We start from the raw sequence: 23,986 nt of genomic DNA on the forward strand, positions 1-23,986 counted from the left end.
CACATTCACCACCACGCAACCCTATCCAAAGCAAAAAGACCGCCCAAAAGGACGGTCTCCGAAATCAGCGTTTGCGGATTTCCTGGTTGATGAGTTTGTTGACGAGCGGCGGGTTCGCCTGGCCTTTCGTCGCTTTCATGACCTGGCCGACGAGGAAGCCGACGGCACGGTCTTTCCCTTCCTTGAAGTCGTCGATCGACTGCTGGTTATTATCCAGCACTTCGGTGACGACTTTCAGGAGTTCGCCTTCGTCGGAGATCTGGACGAGGCCCTTCTCCTTGACGATCTTCTCCGCGTCGCCGCCGTTGTCGGCGAGTTCTTTGAACACTTTCTTCGCGATCTTCGAGGAGATCGTGCCTTCCTCGATGAGCTTGATCATGCCCGCGAGGTTGTTCGGCGTGAGGCCGGTGTCGGAAAGCTCTTTCTGGTTCGTGTTCATGTAGGCGGAAACCTCGCCCATGAGCCAGTTGGAAGCCAGCTTCGCGTCAGCGCCGGCCTGGACCGTCGCGTCGAAGAAGTCGGACATGTCCTTTGTGAGCGTCAGGACCATCGCGTCGTATGCCGGGAGGCCAAGTTCGCTCACGTAGCGCTCTTTCCGGGCATCCGGAAGTTCCGGAATTTCTGCACGGATGCGCTCCATCCACTCATCGTCGATGGACAGGTCGGTAAGGTCCGGTTCCGGGAAGTAGCGGTAGTCGTCGGAGCCTTCCTTGACACGCATGAGGATCGTCTTGCCGGTGGACTCGTCGAACCGGCGGGTCTCCTGTTCAATGATGCCACCTGCAAGCAGCACTTCCGCCTGGCGCTTCTGTTCGTGCTCGAGGCCCCTGCGGACGAAGTTGAAGGAGTTCAGGTTCTTCAGCTCGGCTTTCGTGCCGAACTCTTCCTGGCCATAAGGACGCAGCGAGATGTTGGCGTCACAGCGAAGAGAGCCTTCTTCCATCTTCACGTCGGAAACGCCCGTGTACTGGACGATCGATTTCAGCTTTTCAAGATACGCGTAAGCCTCTTCCGGCGTGCGGATGTCCGGCTCGGAAACGATCTCGATCAGCGGCGTGCCCTGGCGGTTGTAGTCGACGAGGGAGTAGCCTTTGTCGGTGTGGTTCAGCTTGCCCGCATCTTCTTCGAGGTGGAGGCGCGTGATGCCGATGCGCTTTTTCTTGCCCTCGACCTCAATCTCGATCCAGCCGTGCTCGCCGATCGGCTTGTCGAACTGGGAGATCTGGTAAGCTTTCGGGTTGTCCGGATAGAAGTAGTTCTTCCGGTCAAACTTCGTCTCCTGATTGATCTCGCAGTTCAGGGCCATCGCGGCCTTCATGGCGAACTCGACAGCGCGCTTATTGAGCACCGGGAGAACGCCCGGATAGCCGAGGTCGATGACATGTGTATTGGTGTTCGGTCCCGCGCCGAAATGGTTCGGAGCCGGGGAGAAAATCTTCGAGTCTGTTTTCAGTTCAACGTGGACTTCAAGTCCGATGACGGTTTCAAAGTTCATTGTTCCAATCCCTCCCGAATTTCCGGCATCCGCTTGTGGAAGTCGGTCGACTGCTCGAACGCGTGAGCGACACGGTAGACGGTCGACTCGTCAAAGTGGCGGCCGATGATCTGGAGGCCGAGCGGCAGGCCATTATCGAATCCGCAAGGGACCGAAATCGCCGGTACGCCGGCAAGGTTGACCGGAATCGTCAGGATGTCGTTCGCGTACATCGTGAGCGGATCGTCGATCTGTTCACCGAGCTTGAACGCAGGGGTCGGCGAAGTCGGGCCGATGACGACGTCGTACTTCTCGAATGCGTTCGTGAAGTCGTCGCGCACGAGTGTGCGGACCTTCTGTGCCTTTTTGTAGTAGGCGTCGTAGAAGCCGGAGCTGAGGGCGAATGTGCCGAGCATGATCCGGGTTTTGACTTCGTCGCCGAAGCCTTCGGAACGGGTCTGCTTGTAGAGGTCTTCCAGGTTCTCGATGCCTTCCGCGCGGTATCCGTAGCGGATGCCGTCAAAACGTGCCAGGTTCGAGGATGCTTCGGAAGAGCTCAGCAGGTAGTAGGCAGGAAGCGCGTACTTCGTATGAGGCAGCGACACTTCCTCCACTTCCGCACCAAGCGATTCCAGAACTTTGATGGCGTCTTTGACCGCGTTGCGGGACGCTTCCCCGACGCCTTCACCGAGGTACTCTGAAGCGATGCCGATCTTGAGGCCTTTGATGTCGCCAGTCAGTGCCGATGCAAAGTCCGGCACGTCGATATCGAACGACGTGGAGTCAAACGGGTCATGGCCGGAGATCGCGGACAGCAGGAATGCGTTGTCCTCGACCGTGCGTGTGATCGGGCCGATCTGGTCAAGAGATGAAGCGAACGCGACCAGGCCGTAGCGCGATACGCGGCCGTATGTCGGCTTCATGCCGACGACGCCGCAGTAGGCCGCCGGCTGGCGGATGGAACCGCCTGTGTCGGTGCCGAGCGTGAACGGCACTTCGCCTGCTGCAACCGCAGCGGCGGAGCCGCCGGACGAGCCGCCCGGGACATAGTCAAGATTCCAAGGGTTCGCCGTCTTTTTGTAATACGAGGTCTCGGTAGAGCCGCCCATTGCGAATTCGTCCATGTTCACCTTGCCGACTGTGATCAGGCCTGCATCATCAAGCTTTTTCGCAGCCGTCGCATGGTAGATCGGGTCAAAACCGCCGAGCATGCGGCTCGCGCACGTCGTCTCGAGGCCTTCTGTCACGATGTTGTCTTTCACGCCGACCGGCAGGCCGTGAAGCGGGCCGCGCTGGTCCGCCGGCGTGTTGTCGAGCTCGGCGGCACGCGCCTTTGCCTGCTCTTCATTGAGCGCAAGGAAGGCCTTGACGTCGCCGTCGACTTTGCCGATGCGGCGGAACGCCTCGTCCGTCAGTTCGACGGCGGACACTTCCTTGCTATGTAGGAGCTGCTGGAGCTCTTTAGCGGAATGATTGAATAGCGTCATCTTTCTGTTTTCCTCCTCTGTCCGTCAGCCCAGGATGGACGGCACTTTGACCATGCCATCTTCATGCTCGGGTACGTTTTTCAGCATCAGGTCGCGGTCGAGCCCTTTGGACGGCTTGTCCTCCCGGAGCACATTCACGAGCGGTACCGGGTGTGTCGTCGGTTCGACGCCCGATGTGTCCACTTCGTTCAACTGCTCGGCAAACTCGATGATCGATGCAAGTTTTTCGGTGTAATGTTCCGCTTCTTCCTCGGTGATGGCGAGCCGTGCGAGATTCGCGACGTGCTTCACCTGATCCTTTGTGATCACTGCCATAACTGTCTCCTCCAATCGTGCAAAATATCCTCTGTCTCTGCCTCCGCTATCATATCACGAAAGCCATCATCAGTTATGATAAATATGGGTGTACGGCTCGGCTTCCCCGCGCTTCTTCACGATGAGCGCTTCCGGTCCTTTCGTCGAGGTGATGCTCACCTCCACATGAATATCCGGGAAGTGATCCACGAGCAGCCCGGTCAGGTATTGGGTGAAGCCGATGATTTCCGCATTGCCGTAGAACTCGATCGGAACGTCGATGTCGAGCGAGGCAATTTGTCCATCCTTATAGAAGCCTGTGCCGATGACGTTGACGAAGGATGAAAAGTACTTCTCGACATCCTGCTTGAGATTCCGGAAGCCCGTGTCGACGTCCCGGTAGCGATCCTCGCTGGAGCTTGTCGGGAACAGCACATATTCCTCATTGACAGAGTCCCATCCCGACAGCACGTCCTTGCCCTTTTCCGCCACCCCTGTGGCAAAATAGTTCCCCGGAACGATATCGTCTTTCGGGCTCTGCCTGAACAGGCCGATGATAATCGGCACTTCCTGCAAACCTTCGATGCCCCGCATGCGCTTGACGATCTGTGCAGCGGCTTTTTTGCCGTTTTCCTCGACCTGTGCGGCAGAAAGCTTGTCGCCGGTAACGGTATTCACCGTATTCAGCGCGATTGCGAGCGAGACTCCCTCAAGGCGGATCTTGTCCTCCGCCGTGCGTTTCAGGTAGTTCTGCTCAAGGATATGGGCGATGTAACGCGGGGATTCATTGCCCGCCGGGTTCAGGCCTTCAGGATTATTTTCTTCATCCTTGCCGCCCAGCCAGGAAAGGATGGTTTCCTGGTCGAGGTACTGGCCTTCCTGGTAATAGTATTCGTCAGTCGGGAAGTGCTGCCGTGACAGGCGCATCAGCCCGCCCTCGACTTCCGCGATATTGTACTGCGAGTTCAGCATGCTCACGACAAGGCCGTATGATGCGCTTTTCTTATAAGGCAGGAGCATCCGGTAGTATTCTTCCTCCAGCTGGTGGGTCGGAATGATGACCCGCGTCTCCTGCTCCTCTTTTGCCTGGTCCGTTGCCTCTTCCGGCTGGTCGCTCTTCGGCATGCAGCCGGAAAGCAGCAGCGCGGCGATGGCGGCCGCGGTGATTGTCTTGATCTTCACTGGTGCAGATCCCCTTTGGTCACTGAATTGCTTCGATGAGTGCCGCCTCGTCCCATACTTCGATGCCGAGGTCTTCCGCCTTCTGGAGCTTCGATCCGGCGTCTTCCCCTGCCACGACGAGGTCGGTCTTTTTGCTGACGCTGCCGGTCACTTTCGCCCCCAGAGACTCGAGTGCCGACTTCGCCTCGCTCCGGGAAAACTGTTCGAGCTTGCCCGTAAGGACTACCGTCTTGCCCGCGAGCAGTCCGTCTTCCGGGATGTCCTGCTTTCGTGGGCCGTTATAGACGGTATTGACGCCAGCCGCCGTGAGCTTGCCGAGCACTTTCTGCACGTCTTCATTGTCGAAGTAAGTCACAACGGAGTCCGCCACTTTCTCCCCGATTTCGTGGATGGTGGTCAGTTGTTCTTCCGTCGCTTCCTTTAGCGCATCGAGCGTGCCGAATTCCAGGGCGAGAATTTGCGCTGCCTTTTGCCCGACATGGCGGATGCCGAGGCCGAACAGCAGCTTCTCCAGCGAGTTTTCCTTTGAACGGGTGATGGCCGACACAAGGTTCGATGCGGACTTCTCGCCCATCCGCTCAAGTTCCATCAGCTGTTCTTCGGTCAGGCTGTAGAGGTCTGACGCATCCCGGATCAGGCCTTCATTGAACAGCTGGGCGACGACTTTCTCGCCGAGGCCTTCGATGTTCATGGCATTGCGCGAGACAAAGTGAATGACCGATTCCTGCAATTGTGCCGGACATTGCGGGTTCACACAGCGCAGTGCGACTTCGTCTTCAAGATGGACGAGTTCGCTACCGCAGGCCGGGCATTCCGTCGGCATGCGGTATTCTTCTTCATCGCCGTCGCGCTGGTCGGCAAGCGACATGACGATTTCCGGGATGATGTCCCCTGCTTTCCTGATGACGACTTGGTCGCCGATCCGGATATCCTTCTCACGGATCAGGTCACCGTTGTGAAGCGACGCACGTGCGACGGTCGTCCCCGCGACGCGCACCGGCTCCAGGATCGCAGTCGGCGTGACGGCACCCGTCCGGCCGACAGTCAGCTCGATATCGAGGAGCGTAGTCACGACTTCTTCCGCCGGAAACTTGTAGGCTGTTGCCCACCTCGGACTCTTGGCCGTGAAGCCAAGGTCTTCCTGCCGGGAAAAACTGTCCACTTTGATGACGATGCCGTCGATCTCATAGGAGAGATCCTGCCGGCGGTCCTGCCACGATTCGATATAGGCGATGACTTCATCGATATCCTGGCAGCGGCGGCGTTCAGGGTTTGTCCGGAAGCCGAGCCGGTCCAGGTAGTCGAGCGCCTCGGAGTGGGCATCAAGCCCATAAGCCGCGCCTTCCCCGCCAATACCGTACATGAAGACGGAGAGGTTGCGCTTGGCGGCGATTTTCGGGTCAAGCTGACGGAGAGAACCGGCTGCCGCGTTCCGCGGGTTCGCGAATACGTCCAGCCCTTCTTCCTCGCGGTGTTCGTTCAGCTTCATGAAGCTCTTTTTCGGCATGTACGCTTCCCCGCGTGCCTCGATCGTGACGTCCTCACTGAGCTTCAATGGAATGGCACGGATCGTGCGGAGGTTCGTCGTGATGTCCTCACCGACCGTCCCGTCACCGCGGGTCGCACCCTGTTTGAATCGACCGTTCTCGTATTTCAGAGAAATGGCCAATCCGTCGATCTTCAGCTCACACACATAGGTGACGTCCCCCGCATCCGCCCGCACACGGCGGTCAAATTCACGGATGTCCTCTTCGTTGAAGACGTTGGAAAGACTCAGCATCGGCGTATCATGGACGACTTTGGTGAAGCCCGGGAGCACTTCTCCGCCGACACGCTGCGTCGGGGAGTCCGGCATGATGAGGTCCGGATGGCGTTCCTCGAGGTCGATGAGCTCACGCATCCGTGCATCGTACTCCGAATCGGGCACGAGCGGCTTATCAAGGACGTAATAGGCGTGCCCATATTCATTGAGGAGCTTGTGCAGCTCCTTTACACGCTGTTCAAGTTGAAGTTGATCTTCCATAACGGATCCCTCCGGCTCGACGATATATGAAATCAATTTGATGTTGGATATGGGTTGGCGAGGCAACCATGATACATATCAGGCGGCCATGTGGCAATTCCGGGGGCCATGCGGCAAATCGGGCAGCCATGCGGCAATTTCATGCCCCTAGTGGCAACTCCGGCCCTCTTACGCCTTTTCGATCGGTGCGAATTTGGCGAGGAGGCGCTTGATGCCGACCGGTTCCGGGAAGGCGATGTCGAGCTCTTTGTCTTCCCCTTCTCCGCGGACGCTGACGACCATGCCTTCGCCCCACTTTTTGTGCTTCGCTTTGTCGCCGGCTTGCCAGCCGACGGAGGCACCGTTTTTGCGTGCGGACGGGCGCCGGACGGCTGGGCGTGCCGCAGGGCGGCCGCCGAACCCGCCGCCGGAGATCGGCGTGCGGCTGTAGTCCGGCTGTGAGCCGCCGGCGCCGACAGTTTCGATGATGTCCTGGGAGATTTCAGTGATGAAGCGGGACGGGCTGTTATAGCTTGTCCGTCCGTAGAGCGTGCGATACTGCGCGGACGTGAGGAACAGCTTCTCTTCCGCCCGGGTGATGCCGACATAGGCAAGCCGCCGCTCTTCTTCCATCTCATCATCGTCGCCTATCGAGCGGGAGTGCGGGAAGACGTTTTCCTCCATCCCGATGATGAAGACGACCGGGAATTCGAGCCCCTTCGCCGAGTGCATCGTCATGAGGACGATCTGCTCGTTCGACGCGTTTTCTTCCTTATCTAGGGAGTCGATGTCCGCGATCAGCGCGAGGTCGGTCAGGAATGCGACCAGTGACTTGTCGCCTTCGTCTTCATCGGCGCGCTTCTCGAAGGACTCCGTGACGGACAGGAATTCGTTGATGTTCTCAAGGCGGCTTTCCGACTCGATCGTCTTCTCGTTGTTCAGCATCGCGCGGTAGCCGGACTTCTCGAGCACTTCCTCGACGAGTTCGGTGACCGAAAGGAATTCCTGCATCTGCGTGAATCCTGCAATCAGGTCGCGGAACCCGGCCGCCTGGTTGATGGCGCGTGGCTGGAGGCCCGGGATAAAGTCGACTTCCTTGAGCGCATCAAAGATCGACAGGTCGTTCTGGATTGCATAGGCCGCAATCTTATCGAATGTCGTCGCCCCGATGCTGCGCTTCGGCTCATTGATGATCCGCGCAAGCGACAGGTCGTCGTCGTTGTTCGCGATCAGCCGGAGATAGGCAAGCAGGTCCTTGATCTCCTTGCGGTCGTAGAACTTCGTGCCTCCGACGATCGTGTAATCCAAGTTCGACTTGACAAGGTATTCCTCGATCATCCGGGACTGGGCGTTTGTCCGGTAGAGGACGGCGAAGTCGGTAAGCTTGCGGTTCTCCTTTTCCTGCAGCTCGAGGATCTTCGAGACGACAAACTGGGACTCGTCCTTTTCATCGGACGCTTTGTAGACGTAGATGTGCTCCCCTTCGGCGTTTTCCGTCCGGAGGTTTTTGTCATAACGGCTCGAGTTGTTCTTGATGACGTCGTTGGCCGCCTTCAGGATCCGCTGTGTGGAACGATAGTTCTGCTCGAGCATGATGACTTTCGCGTCCGGATAGTCTTTCTCGAACGACAGGATGTTGCCGATGTCGGCCCCCCGCCATCTGTAGATCGACTGGTCAGAATCGCCGACGACGCACAGGTTCTTGAACTTGTCGGCAAGCATGCGGACCAGTTTGTACTGCGCGTGGTTCGTATCCTGATACTCGTCCACGTGGATGTATTGGAACTTGTTCTGGTAGAACTCAAGCACTTCCGGCATCTGCTCGAACAATTTGATTGTGACCATGATCAGGTCATCGAAGTCGAGCGACTGGTTTTTTCGGAGGCGCTTTTCATAAGCGGCATACACTTCGCCGGCCGTTTTCTCGAACGGGTTGAACTGATTCGCCTGTTCCTGGAACGACTTCGCGTCAATCAATTCGTTTTTCGCGTTTGAAATCGTCCCGAGAAGCGAGCGCGGCTCGTATTGTTTCGGGTCGAGGTTCTGCTCTTTCAGGATGTTCTTGATGACGGTCAGCTGATCGGAGCCGTCGAGGATCGAGAAGTTCTTGGAGTAGCCGATCCGGTCAATTTCGCGGCGCAGGATCCGGACGCACATCGAGTGGAACGTCGAGACCCACATGCGCTCGCCCGTGCCAGGCCCGAGCAGGCCGTCGATCCGCTCGCGCATTTCGCGTGCGGCCTTGTTCGTGAATGTGATCGCGAGGATTTTCGAAGGATACACCTGTTTTTCGACGATCAGGTAGGCGATCCGGTGAGTCAGGACCCGCGTCTTGCCGGATCCCGCTCCGGCCATGATGAGAAGCGGCCCTTCGGTGGTGCGGACCGCCTTCGCCTGTTCCGGGTTCATGCCATTGAGGAGATTGTTTGAAATGGTTTCCATGGGTGGCTCCTTTCTGATGAAGCGTGCGAGCAGACGGGAGTTCGCCTCCAGTCTGCTCTATTTTTATATCAAATAGTCTTTTCCGTTTCTTTCACTGCGCGGACGGTTTTCAAAGCCGCTTTCAGGTCTTCATAGATGATATTTCCGACGACGACCGTGTCTGCGTATCGCGCCATCTCGGCGGCCTGTTCCGCTCCGCGGATGCCGCCGCCATAGACGAGTCGGGTGTTGTTCAGCACTCGCGCCGTGCGGCTCACCGTCTCCGAGTCGCCATACGTGCCGCTGTACTCCAGGTATAAGACGGGCAGGCGGAAGAAATGCTCCGCAAGCCGCGCATAGGCGATGACGTCTTCAGTCTCAAGAGGCGCTTTTGCTCCGGTGAGCCTGGCCGCCTTGCAGTCAGGGTTCAGGATGACGTAACCCTCTGAGAGAATCTCGCTGAAGTCCATAAGGTCGCCGTACTCGCGGATCGCCGCGAACTGATGGCCCTTGACCCAAGAGGCGTCGTCGGTGTTCAGGACGCTCGGAATGAGGAATCCGTCAAAGCCCGGAGTGATCGCCTCTGCGTCTGATACCTCGAGGACGACCGGCACCGAATACCTGCGGATCCGCATGAGGAGCGCGAGCACATTATCAAGTGTCACATTGTCGGTTCCGCCGACGATCAGGCCGTCCGTGCCCGACTCGCACACCCGCTCAAGTGCTTCGTCACTGATCTCCTTGGCCGGGTCCAGTTTAAAAACATGCCGCCATTCTAGAAACTCCATGATGCAGTACCACCTGTCTATAGTTTGCGTCCCCCCATTATAACAAAAAAGACTCCATCCGGCGGCTGTTTTGGGGTCGCCCGGAAAGGAGTGTTTCAGGAGAGGTATTCTTGTGGAGTGAGACGGGAGAAAAGCCCGTTGCAGACAGCGGGTGACCGCGCATAGGTTTCTATGCGCGGTTTGCGACGTCCTATGCGCGCTCAACCCGTTTCTATGCGCGCTTGCGGGCTTTCTATGCGCGCTTTCCCCTAGACGAACGTAAAAAACGCCGGCACTCGGCCGGCGTTACATCCATTGTCTTCCCTTATTAATATACGACTCCATCACATCTTCAGGCACCATTCCACCGCCGGTCGCCCAGGCGATATGGACGGCCCGGTCCATCCGGTCCTTCATCCCCGGATGAACCAGAGCATCGAACCCGGACTTGGCGACATGCACCGCACCCGGCACACCCGCCAAAGCGGACGGCTCAAGCCGGATGTCTTCCAGTTCGCTCATCTTCGCCAGCAGCCGATACATCTTGCCGTCATCCACGGTAAACGAACCGGCAAGCAGCCGTTCCATCACTTTACCGACGAAACCTGACGGGCGGCCGACCGCAAGACCGTCCGCATCCGTCTTGTTGTCCAGGCCGAATTCCTGGACCGATACTTCGTCATGCTTTCCGGTGACGAGACCGAGCAGCATGCAAGGCGCATGGGTCGGCTCCGCGAAAAAGCAGTGGACATGGTCTCCGAACACCTGCTTGAGGCCGAACGCAATGCCCCCGGGCCCCCCGCCGACGCCGCACGGCAGATAAACGAATAGCGGCCGCTCCTCGCCGATTTCGATCTCCTGCTCCTCCAGTTGCTTTTTCAGGCGCAACGCGGCGACTGAATAGCCGAAGAACAGGGTCTTCGAGTTCTCATCATCGACAAAGTGGTCATTCGGATCCGCCTCCGACTGGCGGCGTCCTTCTTCGACTGCCTTGCTGTAGTCGTCCGGATGCTCGATGACATTCACGCCCTTTTCGCGGAGCATGTTCTTTTTCCACTCTTTCGCATCACTCGACATATGGACCGTCACCCGGAAGCCCATCTTGGCGCTCATGATGCCGATGCTGAGCCCCAGGTTCCCGGTTGATCCGACCGTGATCGAATACTTGGAGAAGAACTCACGGAAGCGGGGTTCGGCGAGCACCGAGTAATCATCCGACTCCTTGAGAAGTCCATGCTCCAGAGCCAGATCCTCCGCATGCTTTAGTACTTCATAGATGCCGCCGCGCGCCTTCACGGAACCGGAAATCGGCAGATGGCTATCGCACTTGAGCATCAGCTGTCCCGGAATTTCTACTCTGGCCTCCCCTTCCAGCCATTTCTTCATTTCAGGGATTTCTTTCAACAGCGATTCAATGATGCCGCCAGCAGCTTCTGTCTCCGGAAACACCTTCGCGATGTACGGTGCAAACCGTTTGAGGCGTGCCTCTGCGTCCTTTACATCACTGATCGATAGGCCGGTCTCTGTCTCATGAACAGACCCGTATATCGGGTTTTCCCAGAACACTTCCTCCGCCTTCATGATCTCACCGATGACCGGATGTTCGCCCGTCCACTCTTCAACTGTCTTCCCTGCAATCTTCATCCTGAATGTCCCCCTTCACAATCTGCTCTCTCTATTAAAGCAGGAATCCTGTAAACTTTCCCGAATTAATTAATAAAATGAATGACTATTCATCACAAAGGGAGACGTGACTGCCTTGCTCCGTACATACGACCACAATAACGTAACCTGCCTTGAACTGACTCACCCGGTCATGGGAAAAGTCTTTTCCTTTCTCACCGACGGCATGCTGGTCGATACCGGCCCGCAATCCCTCGAAGCTGACATCATGCCCCATCTTGAACAGGCATCTTTCGATCAGATCGTCCTGACACATAGCCACGAAGATCATTCAGGGAATGTCCCGGCCATCCTGAAGCACCGTGACGTGCCCGTCTTCATTCACGAAAAGGGTATCGGCATCTGTGCCAAGGACACCCCTTACCCTGCCTACCGCCAAGCGGTATGGGGAAAGCGCAGGCCTTTCATTGCCCAGCCGCTTTCCGAAACAATCCAGTCCCGCACTCGCCAGTTGGCAGTGATTCATACACCCGGACATGCGGAGGACCACATCAGCCTGTTTGACCCACAGTCCGGCGCTCTCTTCTCCGGTGACCTGTACGTGTCTCCAAAAACGAAGGTGATCATGGCGGATGAATCCATTCCGGATCGGATGAATTCAATCCGCAGTCTGCTTGAGCTCGACTTCGGACCGCTTTTTTGCTGCCACGCCGGCTATGTCCCCGACGGTAAGAAAATGCTGCAGCAAAAGCTGGACCATCTCGAGTACATCTATGGTGAAGTGGAAGCACTGCATAAAAAGGGCCTCCCGGCCGAAGACATCCGAAAGGCGCTGTATCCAAAAGATTATCCGATTATCAGCGTTTCTGGCGGTGAATGGGACTCGTTGCATATCGTGAACTCGGTTATTGCAGACATCAAAAAAACAACACCCTGATTAATCGGGTGAATGCGTCGAATTGCAACAGCATGGACAGTTAGGAAGCTAAAACCATGAATAACCGTTGGAACAGAATCGTCTACAGGGTCTGGTCGCCAATCTATGACCGCTTCTTTTATTCGGGCGGCTTTCTGAAAGCCAGACAACAGGTATTTTCGGATATTGTCTTTTCCGAAGGACAGAAAATTCTTTTCGTCGGAATCAGACCCCTAATTAGCATGTGTTTTGACGGACGCAAAAGAATTTGTACATCCAAAAATCGTGCTTAAATGACTGCTAAAACGTATTAATAATTCTTTTCTAATTGGAGATAGTAATTAGAAAAGAGGTGAATTTATCTTGAAAAAAATATATGTATCGATTGTAACGATTTTAATCATATCTTTATTTTCTTTGGTATCATTTGAAGCTTATGCACAGCCTAAACATTGTCCTGTATTAAGTGAATTAGAGAGAACATCGCTTAAGGATAAAAAAGAGGTAATAGAAGCGTTAAATACTTTAATACCAAAAACTTATGGAACTGGATTAGAGGAATTACCTGATCTATATGCTAAGTGGAATGTAGTAACTGCCAAACCTTTCCCTAATACAGTTGGTAATAAAATAGAAGAAGACTATTTTGGAATGGCTAAAACCTTTTGTGGCAAAGAAATTGCTGAAAAGTCATGGCTTGTACGCTTAGATTTCCCCAAAGCACCTGGAGCTGACTTAGCCCAAGGTCAAATATTTTTAGCTAAAAGTAAGGAAAAAGGATGGTTTGTTTGGTTTCGATACCATTAAACCCGCTATTCCTACTTAAACTAACGGATGCTTCAGTAAAAATGACGTCAAATTATAATGAGCTTGGAGATACATTTCCCAGCTCATTTTTATGTGCATTTCTCTAACATAGCCAAAAAAAGCACCCATCTGGGTGCTAATTTAATGTCTTGATAAAACCTCTGCTATTTGCGGTGCTAATTCGCTTGTTTGCACCACTCAACTGAACGGCTGCATCTGCGCCTTCTCTTTCTTTAGTTCAATGCAATACAAATATTCTTCGCTTCCGTGAAGAAGGCCATGCTGTGCTCTCCGCCTTCACGGCCGATGCCGCTTTTCTTGAAGCCGCCGAACGGAGCACGGAGGTCGCGGACGAACCAGCAGTTGACCCAGATCGTTCCTGCACGCACGCCGTGCGAGATACGGTGTGCCCGCTTCAGGTTTTCTGTCCAGACGACGCCGTTCAGGCCGTACTGAGTGTCGTTGGCAATCTCAAGCGCCTCTTCCTCCGTATCGAACGGAATGATCGTGACTACCGGTCCGAAAATCTCTTCTTGGCAGATCCGTGCTTTCGGATCTTCGTGAACATAAATGGTCGGCTCCAGGTAGAAGCCTTCGCTAAGCTTCTCAGGAAGCTCCGGACGCTTGCCTCCGCTGATCAGCTGGGCACCTTCCTGTTTTGCAACTTCAAAGTAGCTGGTTACTTTCTTATAGTGATCTTCACTGACCAGCGGCCCCATATCCGTGCCCTTTTCCTGCGGGTCGCCCACTTTCATCGCTTGTGCGGCTTGCTTAAACTTCTCGAGGAATTCATCCAGAATGGAGCGCTGGACGAGAATCCGGGATCCTGCAAGGCACACCTGGCCCGAGTTGAAGAAAGCGGCACGGATCGATCCCGGAATCGCTTTTTCAAGGTCGGCATCTTCGAAGATGATGTTCGCCGCTTTACCGCCCAGTTCAAAGGAGACTTTTTTCAGCGTGCTTGCGCCGCTCTCCATGATGTGCTTGGCAGTGGCCGTCGAGCCGGTGAAGGAAACCAGATCGACTTCCGGGTGGGTCGTCAGTGCATTACCGACGACGCTGCCTTTGCCCTGGACCACGTTGACCACACCGTCCGGAATCCCCGCCTCTTTGGCAATTTCACCAAGGAGGGACACAGACAGCGGGGTGTTTTCGGCCGGTTTGATCACGGCCGTGTTTCCGGCGGCCAGGCACGGGCCGAGCTTCCATGTCGTCAGCATGAACGGAACATTCCATGGCGTGATCAGAGCCGCCACGCCGACCGGCTCGTATCTCGTATAATTGATGTATTCTTCGCCCATCGGGTAGGCTTCCGCACCCTGCTTTTCCGCAAAGTCCGCGAAGAAACGGATGTTGTGGGCGGCACGCGCAACCTCGCCGTTTAGCGTTGCTTCATACGGCTTCCCGACATCCATTGCATCGTTGCGTGCGATTTCTTCTTTCCGTTCCAGAATGATATCGGCCATTTTCCGGAGCTTGGCGGCCCGCTCCTCGATCGGCATCTTTCTCCACGGGCCGTTCTCGAATGCGTCTCTGGCTGCGCGGCAGGCCCGGTCCACGTCTTCTTCAGTGGCTTCGCTAACCCTCGCAATCAGTTCCTGATTGGCCGGGTTGGTCACTTCAAAGGTTTCGCCGTCGCTTGAAGGCACGTATTCCCCGTTGATGTACAGCCCGACTTCTTTGACTTCGGTTTTCACGGTTGTCATTTTGCTTTCTCCCTCCGCTTCTTCACAGATTCACCGGCAATGCCCCAATGCTCGGGTTTCATTTCGTTGATCATGACCCGGACTGTCTCTTCCGGTGCATCGAGAATATCCGAAGCCAGATGGGTCACTTCTCGAATGAATTGCTCTTTTTTCTCCGGGGATCTTCCTTCTAAAATATTGACTTGTATGAATGGCATGTCTCTCTTCCCACCCGACCTGAATTATTCCGTGAATACGGCCTGTACCGAACCGATTCCGTCAAAGCTTGCGGTGAACTGGTCTCCAGGCTTGACCTCCACAGCAGCGGATAGAGAACCGCTGAGGACGACTTCCCCCGGCTTCAAGGTTTTGCCGACTTCATTCAGCTTGTTGGCCAGCCAGGCAACCGCCCTTGCCGGGTGCCCCATCACGGCCGCTCCGGCACCGGTCGCCTTGACTTCTCCGTTTTTCCTGTAGACAAAGCCCATCAGTTTCAGGTCCAGGTCATCCGGCTTGTAGAAGCGTTCCCCGATGATGAATTTGGCAGAGGAAGAATTGTCGCTGACCGCGTCTGCCAGTGTAAACTTGTAGCCAAAGAATCGGCTGTCGATGATTTCGATGGCAGGCGCCACATATTCCGTCGCATCCAATACGTCGGCCACCGTAATATGCGGGCCTTTAAGCTCTTTGTTCAGTACAAAGGCGATCTCGGGTTCAGCCTTGGCGTGAATGAATGGGGCAATCGAAACCGGCTCGCCCTCATTCACCTGCATGCTCCCCAGCAGTGCGCCGTAAGACGGCTCGTGGACGCCCATCATCTCCTGCTTCGCCTTGCTCGTGAGGCCCAGCTTCCAGCCGACCTGCTTCGTGTTTTCCGCTTCCACTTTCTTGGAAACCAGCCGGTCCTGGACCTGATAGGCCATCGCCTCGTCGAGTTCCGGATAGCGGTCCACGAATTGATCCACTGCCGTTTTATTTTTTTCGGCGGCAAACAATTCTTGTGCAATGACATCCACTACATCTGTTTTAATCAACGGTTTTTCACCCTTTTCATTAGCGCTTGAATGTGACGCTGACCGAACCGATCCGGTCAAATTCAGCCGTGAACGTATCCTGATCCTCTGCCTCGACTGCGCTCGTCAGTGCACCGGATAGGATGATTTCCCCTGCTTTGAGGGAAACATCATACTTACCCAATGAATTGGCCAGCCATGCGACAGAACGCAATGGGCTTCCCAGCACCGCAGCCCCGGCTCCGGAATCGATCATTTCACCGTTTTTATAGGCGACCATGCCGATATGGGCGAGGTCGATCCCGTCCAGCTTGGCCGGTTTTCCGCCGATCACCGCAGCTGCCGATGACCCGTTGTCAGCCACGGTATCTTCAAACGCGATTTTCCAGTCGCCGATCCTGCTGTCGATGATTTCAATCGCCGGAGCAATATAATCGGTGGCCTCGATGACATCCATGACCGTGACGTTCGGGCCTTTCAGATCCTTTTTCAGTTTGAAGGCAATCTCAAACTCCACTTTCGGCTGGATGAAATTCTCCAGGGAAATGACTTCTCCTTCTGTATGCATCATGTCATTCAGCAGATGTCCATAGTCAGGCTGATGGACACCGAACATGTTCTGAATGGCCTTGCTGGTCGCACCGATTTTCTTTCCGACGACAATGGCCCCGTCCTCCACCCTGCGGCGGATGATTTCCAGTTGGGTGTGGTAGGCTTCATCCACCGTGATGCCCGGATAGGTTTCCGTCAAAGGCGGGATGGCCTGTTTGGACCTTTCCGCTTCCAGCAATCTTGCAGCTGCTTCATGTACGGCCAAGCCAATTCCTCCTTTATACGGTCACTTTTTTCTTTTTCGCAAGTTCAAGGGCGACATCGAGGATCCAGTCCTCCTGGCCTGCTATGGCCTGACGCTTCCCGAGTTCTTCCATGATTTCAGTCGGATTCAGATCAAACTTTTCTGCCGCATGTCTGACATGCAGGAGGAAGCTGTTGTAGACACCGGCATAGCCGCTGGACAGATTATCACGGTCAATGACAATCGGTCCCGGCATGATCGGCGCCACGACCTCTTCGGACAGATCCATCAGTTGGGACAAATCGATGCCCGTGTTCAGGTCCATCTTGTTCAAGGCTGCCACGAGCACTTCTGTCGGAGCATTGCCGGCACCCGCACCGAGTGCCCGGACGGTTCCGTCGATCTGGTCCGCACCCGCTTCCAGCGCAGCGATTGAATTGCCGATGGCCAGCCCCAGATTATTGTGCGCATGGAAACCGACGTCGATCGAGAGGGCTTCTTTCAGGGCGGAAACCCGCTCCCTGACTCCCTGCGGAACGAGCGCCCCCGCGGAGTCAACCACATAGACACAGTCCGCGCCGTAGGACTCCATCAGTTTCGCCTGTTCTGCAAGCACTTCGGCCGGCTGGGTATGCGACATCATCAGGAATCCGACCGCTTCGATGCCCAGCTCTTTGGCCAGACGGATATACTGTTCCGTCACATCTGCTTCCGTGCAGTGCACTGCCACCCGGATCGCCCCGATGCCGATCTCGGCTGCTTTTCTCAATTCTTCACTGGTCCCGATGCCCGGCACGAACAGGGAAGCGATTTTCGCCTTTTCGGCGGTCTCGACCGCTGCCCTGATCAGATCGAATTCGGGTGTTTTCGAAAAGCCTTGCTGAATGGTGGAGGCGTTCAGTCCTGCGCCATGGCTGACTTCGATCACCGGGACACCTGCCCGGTCGAGTCCACCCACGATTTCCCTGACCTGTTCTTCGGTGAAGCTATAGCTGATGGCATGCGCTCCGTCTCTCAAAGTGGTATCCGTAATTCTTGGCGCTTTCATTGCCCGACCTCCTCTTTCTGAAGGAAATGGCTGGCATACAGTTCTCCGACCTTTCTGGCCGAAGCGGTCATGATATCCAGGTTCCCGGCGTATTTCGGGAAGAAGTCACCGGCACCTTCCACTTCATTCATGATGACGATGACAGGCAGCCGTCCCCACGGGGTTTCCCGCTCGTCGAGGAGCGGTTCCCCTTTCAGGCGATAGCCCGGTACATATTCAGAAACGTCCTTGACCATTTCATGGACCGACTTACGGATTTCATCGAAATCAAAGTCTTTCTCCTGAATGACGGCATAGACCGTATTGGTCATGGTGATCGGAGGCTCGGCAGGGTTGAAAACAGGAATTGCCCTGGCCGTTTTGGCCCCTCCCACTTCCATGAGGGCATTTGCTGTCGTCCGTGTGAATTCGTCGACATTCTGACGGGTTCCCGGTCCGATCGCACGGCTGGCCACTGTTGCAATCATTTCGGCATAGTGGACGGGAACCACTCTGGAAACCGCATAAACAAGCGGTGCTGTCGCCTGCCCCGCGCAGGATACCATGTTCACATTCTTCGCTCCGATATGATCGTCGAGATTGACGGGCGGCACCAGGTAAGGACCCACAGCTGCCGGGGTCAGGTCAATGGCCATTTTCCCTGCGGCTTCGAGCTTCTCTGCATTCTGGATATGTGCTTTGGCGCTGGTCGCATCAAACACAATCCGGATGTCCGGATCTGCCAATATGGCGTCAATTCCATCATGGCTCGCTTCAATCCCGGCTTCCCGCGCCCTGGCAAGCCCCTCCGATTCAGGATCAATGCCGGCTACAAGAGCCAGCTCCATGGCACCGTCATTCTTCAAAATCTTATACATCAGATCTGTCCCGATGTTACCGGATCCCAGAATCGCTGCTTTAATTTTCGCCATCTGTTCGTCCACCTTCCTTCCATTATGTAAATGGAAGATTCCTTAAAAAAGTTCACACTCTTTTAAAGGGATCTTTCCATTCATTATTTGGCTATTATGACTTCCGGGAGTGTCACCGGAGTGCCCTGGGTCCACCACGATTCAGGGAACGCCGTTCCGATCCACGTATCTCCGTAACCAGGTGTGTCTTTCATTTCCCAGATGACCGGCTCAAACGTCGGGTCCGTAATCAGGTATCCGGCATCACCGAACAGTTCAATCCGGTTGCCGCCGGGCTCGTGCACATACATGCAGAACGCCTGGCTGATCCCGTGTTTGTTTGGAGGCACTTCGATATGGTAATCGTTGTCTTTCAGCAGGTCGCTGATGTCGAACAGATTTTGAGGAATACCGTACCAGTAGCACAGGTGATGAAGTTTTCCCGGAACCTGGTTCGGCTCCTGCATAAAGGCGATTTCATGGACCAGGTTGGAGACGCTCATCCAGCTGCCGAGGGGCGTTCCCTGATCCTGGATCTGCTCTCTCAGCCTGAAGCCGAGGGCATCGAGCATAAAGTCCGTGTTTTTCGCCGTATCGGACGTCATCAGGTTGATATGGTCCAGGCGGCGCACGGGAACACCGCGATCCGGGCGTTTGACGTTACGGTTCAGGAGGCGGCTCTTTTCTCCGTCCTGCTGCTTGTAGTAGTCGACCTCGAACATCAACTCCATGTTGTGTCCATCAGGCGTGGTGAACTGATACGCCGGGCCATGCCCGACATCCCCGTCGATCCAGCCCTTGCCCAGGCCCGTTGCCTCGACCGCTTGGACACGGCGTTCGAGTGCTTTTGGCGTGTGCGTGCGCCATCCGACATGCCCCAGGCCGGCATCCTTGGATTCGGTGATCTTCAGTGTGTTTTGGTACGAATCCTCATAAGCTTTGAGGTAGACCGATTGCCCCTCACGGGCGGTAACGCTCATCCCCAAAAATCGAGTGAAAAATTCGACGGTCTCCTGCGGCTTCGGTGACAGCAGTTCCACATGCGCCAGTTGTGCGACATCGAAAACCGGTTCTTTGAATTGAGTCATTACTAATCCCCCTAAGGATTTTTATTTGATGGACAGCTCGAGTCCCGTCAGATCACAGCACCCGTTTTTTCCAGAGATTGATATTGGCCTTTGTAGAAGAGCAGCGGATCCGAGCAGTCTTCGAGCTTCAGGTCGACCACTTTGCCGATAAACAGCGTATGGTCTCCCTCAACATGCTCATTGACGACGTCACAGACGATTTGAACCGAGCAGTCCTTGATGACCGGCAGATCGGACAGCCATTCAAATTCGACGTGGTGCTTTTCCTTGATCTGTCCGGCAAAGATCATCGAGAGATCCTTCTGGTCATTGGATAGGATGTTCACCGCGTACTTCCGGCTCTTCCGGATTTTATCCAGCATGCTGGCATTTTCACCGATTGAAATCACGATCAGCTTCGGATCCAGTGAGACGGACATAAAGGCATTTGCTGTCATCCCGTGTACGTCTCCGTCCACTTCTGTAGTAATGACATTGACACCCGTGGCAAAATTCCCCATGGCATTTCTGAACTGACGATCATCCATTGGAAACCCTCCTTTTGAGATTCCTGACCTTACGATCAGTCCGACTTATTGTTTAACCAGTGCTTCCACTTCGGACGGGTTGACCCATGTTTCATTCGTCCAGCCATGCAGGTCATAGTCGCCCATCGCTGTTTCGGCAAAGGACTTGAACGAGTCTGCAGCCCCTACAGCTTCCGCATGCTTCAGCGCTTCGAGGCGGATATTCTCGGTGTTGCCCGCATAGTTGATTTCATAGAGTTCATGTCGTCCGCCAAATTCGGAACCGATGGAATCCCAGACCATCTTCAGCAGCTTGATCTTGTCTTCCGCTTCGATCCCGGTGCCGCGATAGTACTTGTCGATATACGGCCGGAGCTCAGGATTCAGAAGATCGCTTGCGCTGGACGGGAGTTGGATCAGGCCGCCTGCGACCACTTGCTCGAAGATGTTCTTCACTCGTACCCATGTGTTTGGTGCGAGGACGCGATAGGCATTTGCGTAGAATCCGTTCGGAACTTTTAGGCCGTTCATGCCCTGGTCCGGCTCGCTTGCCATGGCGGTCGTCAGTCCCCAGATCATGTTTCTGAGGGCGATGACTTCCCCGACATTCACCTGAACGCCCCTGAATTGGTGGGTCCCCGCTGCCTCTGTCGCCTTCAGAAGCAGTCCGGCCATGAAGTCCAGCTTGACAGCCAGGCGGGTCGCGCCATGGAACGAGAATCGGTTCACAAACTTGGTTCCCGCGACAAAATTGTTTGATACTTCCACGTTTTGATAGGCCAGAACATCTTCCCACGGGATGAAGACATTATCCAAAACGATCACGGCATCATTTTCATCAAACCGGCTGGAAAGCGGATAATCGAACGGCTTTCCGTTGGTTGTTGCATTCAGCTCAAACGATTGGCGGCTGATCATCTTTACGCCTGGCGCGTTCATCGCTACAAAGAAGATGAGAGCGTGGCTCTGGTCACCGCCTCCGAGGTCTTTCGGACCGTAATTGGCGACGAAGTTATAATTCGTAAGAGGAGCAGCCGTCCCGACCATCTTGGCACCGCTTACAATGATTCCGTCATCTTTTTCTTTCACCACACGGACAAAGACGTCTTTGTTTTCATGCAGTGGTTTTGAGCGGTCGACTTGCGGGTTAATGACGGTATGGTTGACGAATGAGACATCTTTCGAGACTTTTTGGTACCAGGCACGGGCGTTGTCTTCGAATCCTTTGTAGAATTCGGCGTATCCGTTCAGGTGGCCGATGAATGAAGCTTTATAATCAGGTGTTCGTCCCATGAATCCGTAGTTCAGCTTTGACCATTCTGCAATGGCATCCCGCTGCTCGATGAGATCCTGAGAGCTGGTCGGTGTCACAAAGAATTTATGTGTTTTGTCTCCAAATTCGTTGGTTGTGACGAGTTTCTTGCTTAGTTCCTTGTCGTGGAGGGCGTCATACATTCTGGCATAGGAGCGGGCTGCGTTACGGAAGGCCGGATGGGTGGTCACATCGTCAACTTTTTCACCGTTCAAGTAGACTGCTCTTCCATCTCTGAGGCTTTCTAAGTATTCGTTGCCTGTTAACATTTCTTCATCCTCCAATGCTATTATTCTCTGACTATTCCTTCATCTTTCAACATCAGTCTATTTGAAAACGCTTTCCCCAACAATGACCGCAACTGCTCAAACATCATGAGTTTTTAGACATCAGCTGTCAGTCTTGATGGACCCATCAAAAAAACTTCCGTTCCCCTGCATAGGTGAACGGAAGTTTTTCAATAGCTCTCCAATTTAATCTTGCCGATAGATACCAGCACCTGTATGGATAACAAAAGTTTGTATGCTGTTTCAGGATTCCGCAACTCCCGATCGAGAAGCTTCTCTATTTTCCCGATCCTGTACCTGAGTCCGCTTAAAGATAAGGCAAGGTCTGAAGATGTCTGTTCCAGATTCCCGCCATTTTGCAAATACACATACAACGTTTTGATCAGATCCAATTTCTTGTCATCATTCAGATCTTCGCTGAGGGGGAGCAGTGTGTGAACGGCTATTTTTTCAATATCCTTCTGGTTATTCGGATTGATCAGTGGACCGATGATCCCTAACGATTCAAACTCCTGTATAGAATGATATCCCGTTGTCATTCTCAGCGCTGTAAGTGCTTCTTCATAGCTGGCCTTTACTTTTTCAATTTCATCAGAACACATGCTGATTCCCGCCCTGACGGATGAGGAAGGATAATGTTTTCTCAGATAACTCAAGTAGCTTTCACATGTGCCCCTGATCCCATGCTTCTCAATTTCTTCTTTCAGGAACAGCAATACGAGATGGCCTGCCTGTTGCCCGATCAAACTATGAATACCGCAATTCTTAAAGAAGACTGATGTGCTGTTCATTACTTCCTCCAGGACAGCCAGTTCCTTTTTGTAATCCGGTTCATCATGTTCAAATTGAATAGCCACAATATAGTAGGGCTGAAATAAATCGACCCCGACAAAGTGACTTCTCCTTACAATCTCTTCCTTTGTAAATTCATTGTTTAAAACACGCTCCAAAAACCTTCCCTTTAACCTTTCCTGAGCTGCAGTCTCCGTTTGCCTGTTCAGGATATACAATGCACAAACCGAAGATATCCGTTCAATGACCATCTGTAATGACGCTGAATCGTCGTTTTCACATTCCCGGCAAACAAAAGAACAATATCCGATGGTTTGCCCCTGTAAGACGACCGGGGTGGTAATCCTGATATGATCGTGCATTTCAATAATCTTCGTCCGCCGGAACGTCTTCTTCATTGTTGCTTTGCATTTCACAAACGATTTGAATGACTGGTTCAGCCTGTCCGATTGTCCGTCCGGTATCCCGCCGGATGCAATCGGCTGCAAATCCGCATCTTCAATCAAGATCGCCGTCTTGGTCAAGCGATAAACGAAATCCATGATGGATTCCAGATCCTTTCCGTCCAGAATCTCCTCTGTCAATTTATTATAAATATCGGATACGCTTTTTAGGCGATTTCGTTCCTCGAGCAGTTTTTCATAGGTTAACTCCAACTCCTTGACGATGGGTTCTTCATTGTAAAACTTCAGTTCATCATTCATATCTTCCGTCCAATAATCACTTGTCCTTCCGACAAATCTGCAGACACTGTCGCCTTTCCCTCTGCAGGCTACTTCTTTGATCAATACGGTCTGATTGCTGATTTCGCTCAGAAAACCGCTGACATAACCGACCAATGAATGGCAGACCGGCGCATCGGCAGTCCCGAAATGACTGACGTGCTCCTCCGCTTCATAAGAAAACTCCCAAGTCCCTTCCAGATACACGGAGTACTTATCGTTGCGCTTTTTTACCGCCAAATGGGTGATCATCGGAATGACATGCCCCTGCAGTCGATGAAAAACAGTTCCTTTCTGGATGATTTCCTCGATTGGAGCACCTTTGTATTTGGCTAATATGGCCTTGGCATCCTTTCGGCCCAGATCAGAACCGTATCGGATCAAAAAACCTTTCACTCTGTCCTTTCCGATGTTTGAATACAGGTCCTTTCTCAAAATCCCGAAAGAAGAGGTCGGAACCAAAACGGCTCTGCTGCCCTCTGAATAGATCAGTCCATTATGTCCAATGCTGATATCCCGCTCTAACTCTGGATTTGTAATTTCCAAGTAGCTATCACTCCTATGACCACTGGTGATTAGGACGGTGTTCACTGTAAACGCTTGCAATTATACTGATTCAATATTTACATATTAGTGAATTATCAAATATCAGTCAATCGAACTAAAGGACCCTTGCCAAAAACAGGCGAAACGATCTCATCCAGACGCTTCGATCAGGGTTCGCTTTCACCATCCCCTCTTCCATAAAAATGAAAAAGAGAAGGCGGTTATTGCGCCTTCTCCATTTCCCTCTCACCCATCCACAGAGATCTTTATCATAATAAGACGCCCCGACTGAGTTTAGTCGGGACGTCCCTTAGTTGTTGATAGGTCA

Annotated in this window: 20 protein-coding genes; 2 read left to right on the top strand and 18 right to left on the bottom strand. The window is 53.9% G+C overall.

What is annotated here, in order from left to right:
• Positions 1-64: 64 nt before the first annotated feature.
• The 8 genes from gatB to DZC51_RS00955 form a co-directional block, all read right to left on the bottom strand.
• Positions 65-1,495: an Asp-tRNA(Asn)/Glu-tRNA(Gln) amidotransferase subunit GatB gene (gatB, locus tag DZC51_RS00920; protein WP_157293478.1), complete on the bottom strand. Its 1,431-nt coding sequence runs from the start codon at positions 1,493-1,495 to the stop codon at positions 65-67.
• On the bottom strand, positions 1,492-2,961 hold the full coding sequence (gene gatA / locus DZC51_RS00925) for an Asp-tRNA(Asn)/Glu-tRNA(Gln) amidotransferase subunit GatA (RefSeq protein ID WP_157293479.1): 1,470 nt from the start codon (positions 2,959-2,961) through the stop codon (positions 1,492-1,494). The genes gatB and gatA overlap by 4 nt, the downstream gene beginning before the upstream one ends.
• A 24-nt stretch (positions 2,962-2,985) precedes the next feature.
• Positions 2,986-3,276, bottom strand: coding sequence for an Asp-tRNA(Asn)/Glu-tRNA(Gln) amidotransferase subunit GatC (gatC, locus tag DZC51_RS00930; RefSeq protein ID WP_157293480.1), 291 nt, complete (start codon positions 3,274-3,276; stop codon positions 2,986-2,988).
• A gap of 69 nt (positions 3,277-3,345) precedes the next feature.
• Positions 3,346-4,437, bottom strand: a complete 1,092-nt coding sequence (locus tag DZC51_RS00935) for a CamS family sex pheromone protein (RefSeq protein WP_198304028.1) — start codon at positions 4,435-4,437, stop codon at positions 3,346-3,348.
• 19 nt (positions 4,438-4,456) lie between these two features.
• Complete coding sequence (gene ligA / locus DZC51_RS00940) at positions 4,457-6,460, bottom strand: NAD-dependent DNA ligase LigA (RefSeq protein ID WP_157293481.1); 2,004 nt, start codon at positions 6,458-6,460, stop codon at positions 4,457-4,459.
• A gap of 168 nt (positions 6,461-6,628) precedes the next feature.
• Positions 6,629-8,881, bottom strand: coding sequence for a DNA helicase PcrA (gene pcrA, locus DZC51_RS00945; protein WP_157293482.1), 2,253 nt, complete (start codon positions 8,879-8,881; stop codon positions 6,629-6,631).
• Between the two features lie 68 nt (positions 8,882-8,949).
• Positions 8,950-9,648, bottom strand: a complete 699-nt coding sequence (gene pcrB / locus DZC51_RS00950; RefSeq protein ID WP_157293483.1) for a heptaprenylglyceryl phosphate synthase — start codon at positions 9,646-9,648, stop codon at positions 8,950-8,952.
• Between the two features lie 285 nt (positions 9,649-9,933).
• Entirely contained in the window at positions 9,934-11,271 is a 1,338-nt protein-coding gene (locus tag DZC51_RS00955) for a D-serine ammonia-lyase (protein ID WP_157293484.1), read from the bottom strand.
• A 106-nt stretch (positions 11,272-11,377) separates the two neighbouring features.
• Between DZC51_RS00955 and DZC51_RS00960 the strand changes: the two genes are divergently transcribed.
• Together DZC51_RS00960 and DZC51_RS00965 are read left to right on the top strand one after the other, a co-directional pair.
• On the top strand, positions 11,378-12,187 hold the full coding sequence (locus DZC51_RS00960) for an MBL fold metallo-hydrolase (protein WP_370513666.1): 810 nt from the start codon (positions 11,378-11,380) through the stop codon (positions 12,185-12,187).
• Between the two features lie 342 nt (positions 12,188-12,529).
• Positions 12,530-12,973: a hypothetical protein gene (locus DZC51_RS00965; protein ID WP_232524037.1), complete on the top strand. Its 444-nt coding sequence runs from the start codon at positions 12,530-12,532 to the stop codon at positions 12,971-12,973.
• A 233-nt stretch (positions 12,974-13,206) separates the two neighbouring features.
• Here DZC51_RS00965 and DZC51_RS00970 read toward each other — a convergent pair whose 3' ends face one another.
• The 10 genes from DZC51_RS00970 to DZC51_RS01015 form a co-directional block, all read right to left on the bottom strand.
• The gene (locus DZC51_RS00970; protein WP_157293486.1) at positions 13,207-14,679 is read right to left on the bottom strand and encodes an aldehyde dehydrogenase; all 1,473 of its coding nucleotides are present in this window, start codon (positions 14,677-14,679) and stop codon (positions 13,207-13,209) included.
• Positions 14,676-14,876 (bottom strand): 2-hydroxymuconate tautomerase, encoded by a 201-nt coding sequence (locus tag DZC51_RS00975; protein WP_157293487.1) that lies wholly within the window; start codon positions 14,874-14,876, stop codon positions 14,676-14,678. Before DZC51_RS00975 ends, DZC51_RS00970 begins: the two co-directional genes overlap by 4 nt.
• 24 nt (positions 14,877-14,900) lie before the next feature.
• Entirely contained in the window at positions 14,901-15,692 is a 792-nt protein-coding gene (locus tag DZC51_RS00980) for a 2-keto-4-pentenoate hydratase (RefSeq protein WP_157293488.1), read from the bottom strand.
• 19 nt (positions 15,693-15,711) lie between these two features.
• Complete coding sequence (locus DZC51_RS00985; protein ID WP_157293489.1) at positions 15,712-16,488, bottom strand: 2-keto-4-pentenoate hydratase; 777 nt, start codon at positions 16,486-16,488, stop codon at positions 15,712-15,714.
• 13 nt (positions 16,489-16,501) lie between these two features.
• Entirely contained in the window at positions 16,502-17,515 is a 1,014-nt protein-coding gene (dmpG, locus tag DZC51_RS00990; protein WP_157293490.1) for a 4-hydroxy-2-oxovalerate aldolase, read from the bottom strand.
• A complete protein-coding gene (locus tag DZC51_RS00995; protein ID WP_157293491.1) occupies positions 17,512-18,426 on the bottom strand; it encodes an acetaldehyde dehydrogenase (acetylating) in 915 nt (304 codons plus the stop codon). The genes dmpG and DZC51_RS00995 overlap by 4 nt, the downstream gene beginning before the upstream one ends.
• Before the next feature lie 83 nt (positions 18,427-18,509).
• Entirely contained in the window at positions 18,510-19,493 is a 984-nt protein-coding gene (locus DZC51_RS01000; protein WP_157293492.1) for a catechol 2,3-dioxygenase, read from the bottom strand.
• 47 nt (positions 19,494-19,540) lie between these two features.
• The gene (locus DZC51_RS01005) at positions 19,541-20,020 is read right to left on the bottom strand and encodes a flavin reductase family protein (RefSeq protein WP_157293493.1); all 480 of its coding nucleotides are present in this window, start codon (positions 20,018-20,020) and stop codon (positions 19,541-19,543) included.
• Positions 20,021-20,065: 45 nt separating this feature from the next.
• Positions 20,066-21,580, bottom strand: coding sequence for a 4-hydroxyphenylacetate 3-hydroxylase family protein (locus DZC51_RS01010; RefSeq protein WP_157293494.1), 1,515 nt, complete (start codon positions 21,578-21,580; stop codon positions 20,066-20,068).
• Positions 21,581-21,768: 188 nt separating this feature from the next.
• Positions 21,769-23,658, bottom strand: coding sequence for a XylR N-terminal domain-containing protein (locus tag DZC51_RS01015; RefSeq protein ID WP_198304029.1), 1,890 nt, complete (start codon positions 23,656-23,658; stop codon positions 21,769-21,771).
• Positions 23,659-23,986: the final 328 nt, after the last annotated feature.

Origin of the sequence: Bhargavaea sp. CC-171006 (assembly GCF_009761675.1) — a bacterium.
Lineage (GTDB): Bacteria > Bacillota > Bacilli > Bacillales_A > Planococcaceae > Bhargavaea > Bhargavaea changchunensis.

Bases quoted from the DNA above. Each gene is read 5' to 3' on its own strand.
- gatB (WP_157293478.1), bottom strand. From the start codon at position 1,495: ATGAACTTTGAAACCGTCATCGGACTTGAAGTCCACGTTGAACTGAAA.
- gatA (WP_157293479.1), bottom strand. From the start codon at position 2,961: ATGACGCTATTCAATCATTCCGCTAAAGAGCTCCAGCAGCTCCTACAT.
- gatC (WP_157293480.1), bottom strand. From the start codon at position 3,276: ATGGCAGTGATCACAAAGGATCAGGTGAAGCACGTCGCGAATCTCGCA.
- ligA (WP_157293481.1), bottom strand. From the start codon at position 6,460: ATGGAAGATCAACTTCAACTTGAACAGCGTGTAAAGGAGCTGCACAAG.
- pcrA (WP_157293482.1), bottom strand. From the start codon at position 8,881: ATGGAAACCATTTCAAACAATCTCCTCAATGGCATGAACCCGGAACAG.
- pcrB (WP_157293483.1), bottom strand. From the start codon at position 9,648: ATGGAGTTTCTAGAATGGCGGCATGTTTTTAAACTGGACCCGGCCAAG.
- DZC51_RS00955 (WP_157293484.1), bottom strand. From the start codon at position 11,271: ATGAAGATTGCAGGGAAGACAGTTGAAGAGTGGACGGGCGAACATCCG.
- DZC51_RS00970 (WP_157293486.1), bottom strand. From the start codon at position 14,679: ATGACAACCGTGAAAACCGAAGTCAAAGAAGTCGGGCTGTACATCAAC.
- DZC51_RS00975 (WP_157293487.1), bottom strand. From the start codon at position 14,876: ATGCCATTCATACAAGTCAATATTTTAGAAGGAAGATCCCCGGAGAAA.
- dmpG (WP_157293490.1), bottom strand. From the start codon at position 17,515: ATGAAAGCGCCAAGAATTACGGATACCACTTTGAGAGACGGAGCGCAT.
- DZC51_RS00995 (WP_157293491.1), bottom strand. From the start codon at position 18,426: ATGGCGAAAATTAAAGCAGCGATTCTGGGATCCGGTAACATCGGGACA.
- DZC51_RS01000 (WP_157293492.1), bottom strand. From the start codon at position 19,493: ATGACTCAATTCAAAGAACCGGTTTTCGATGTCGCACAACTGGCGCAT.
- DZC51_RS01005 (WP_157293493.1), bottom strand. From the start codon at position 20,020: ATGGATGATCGTCAGTTCAGAAATGCCATGGGGAATTTTGCCACGGGT.
- DZC51_RS01010 (WP_157293494.1), bottom strand. From the start codon at position 21,580: ATGTTAACAGGCAACGAATACTTAGAAAGCCTCAGAGATGGAAGAGCA.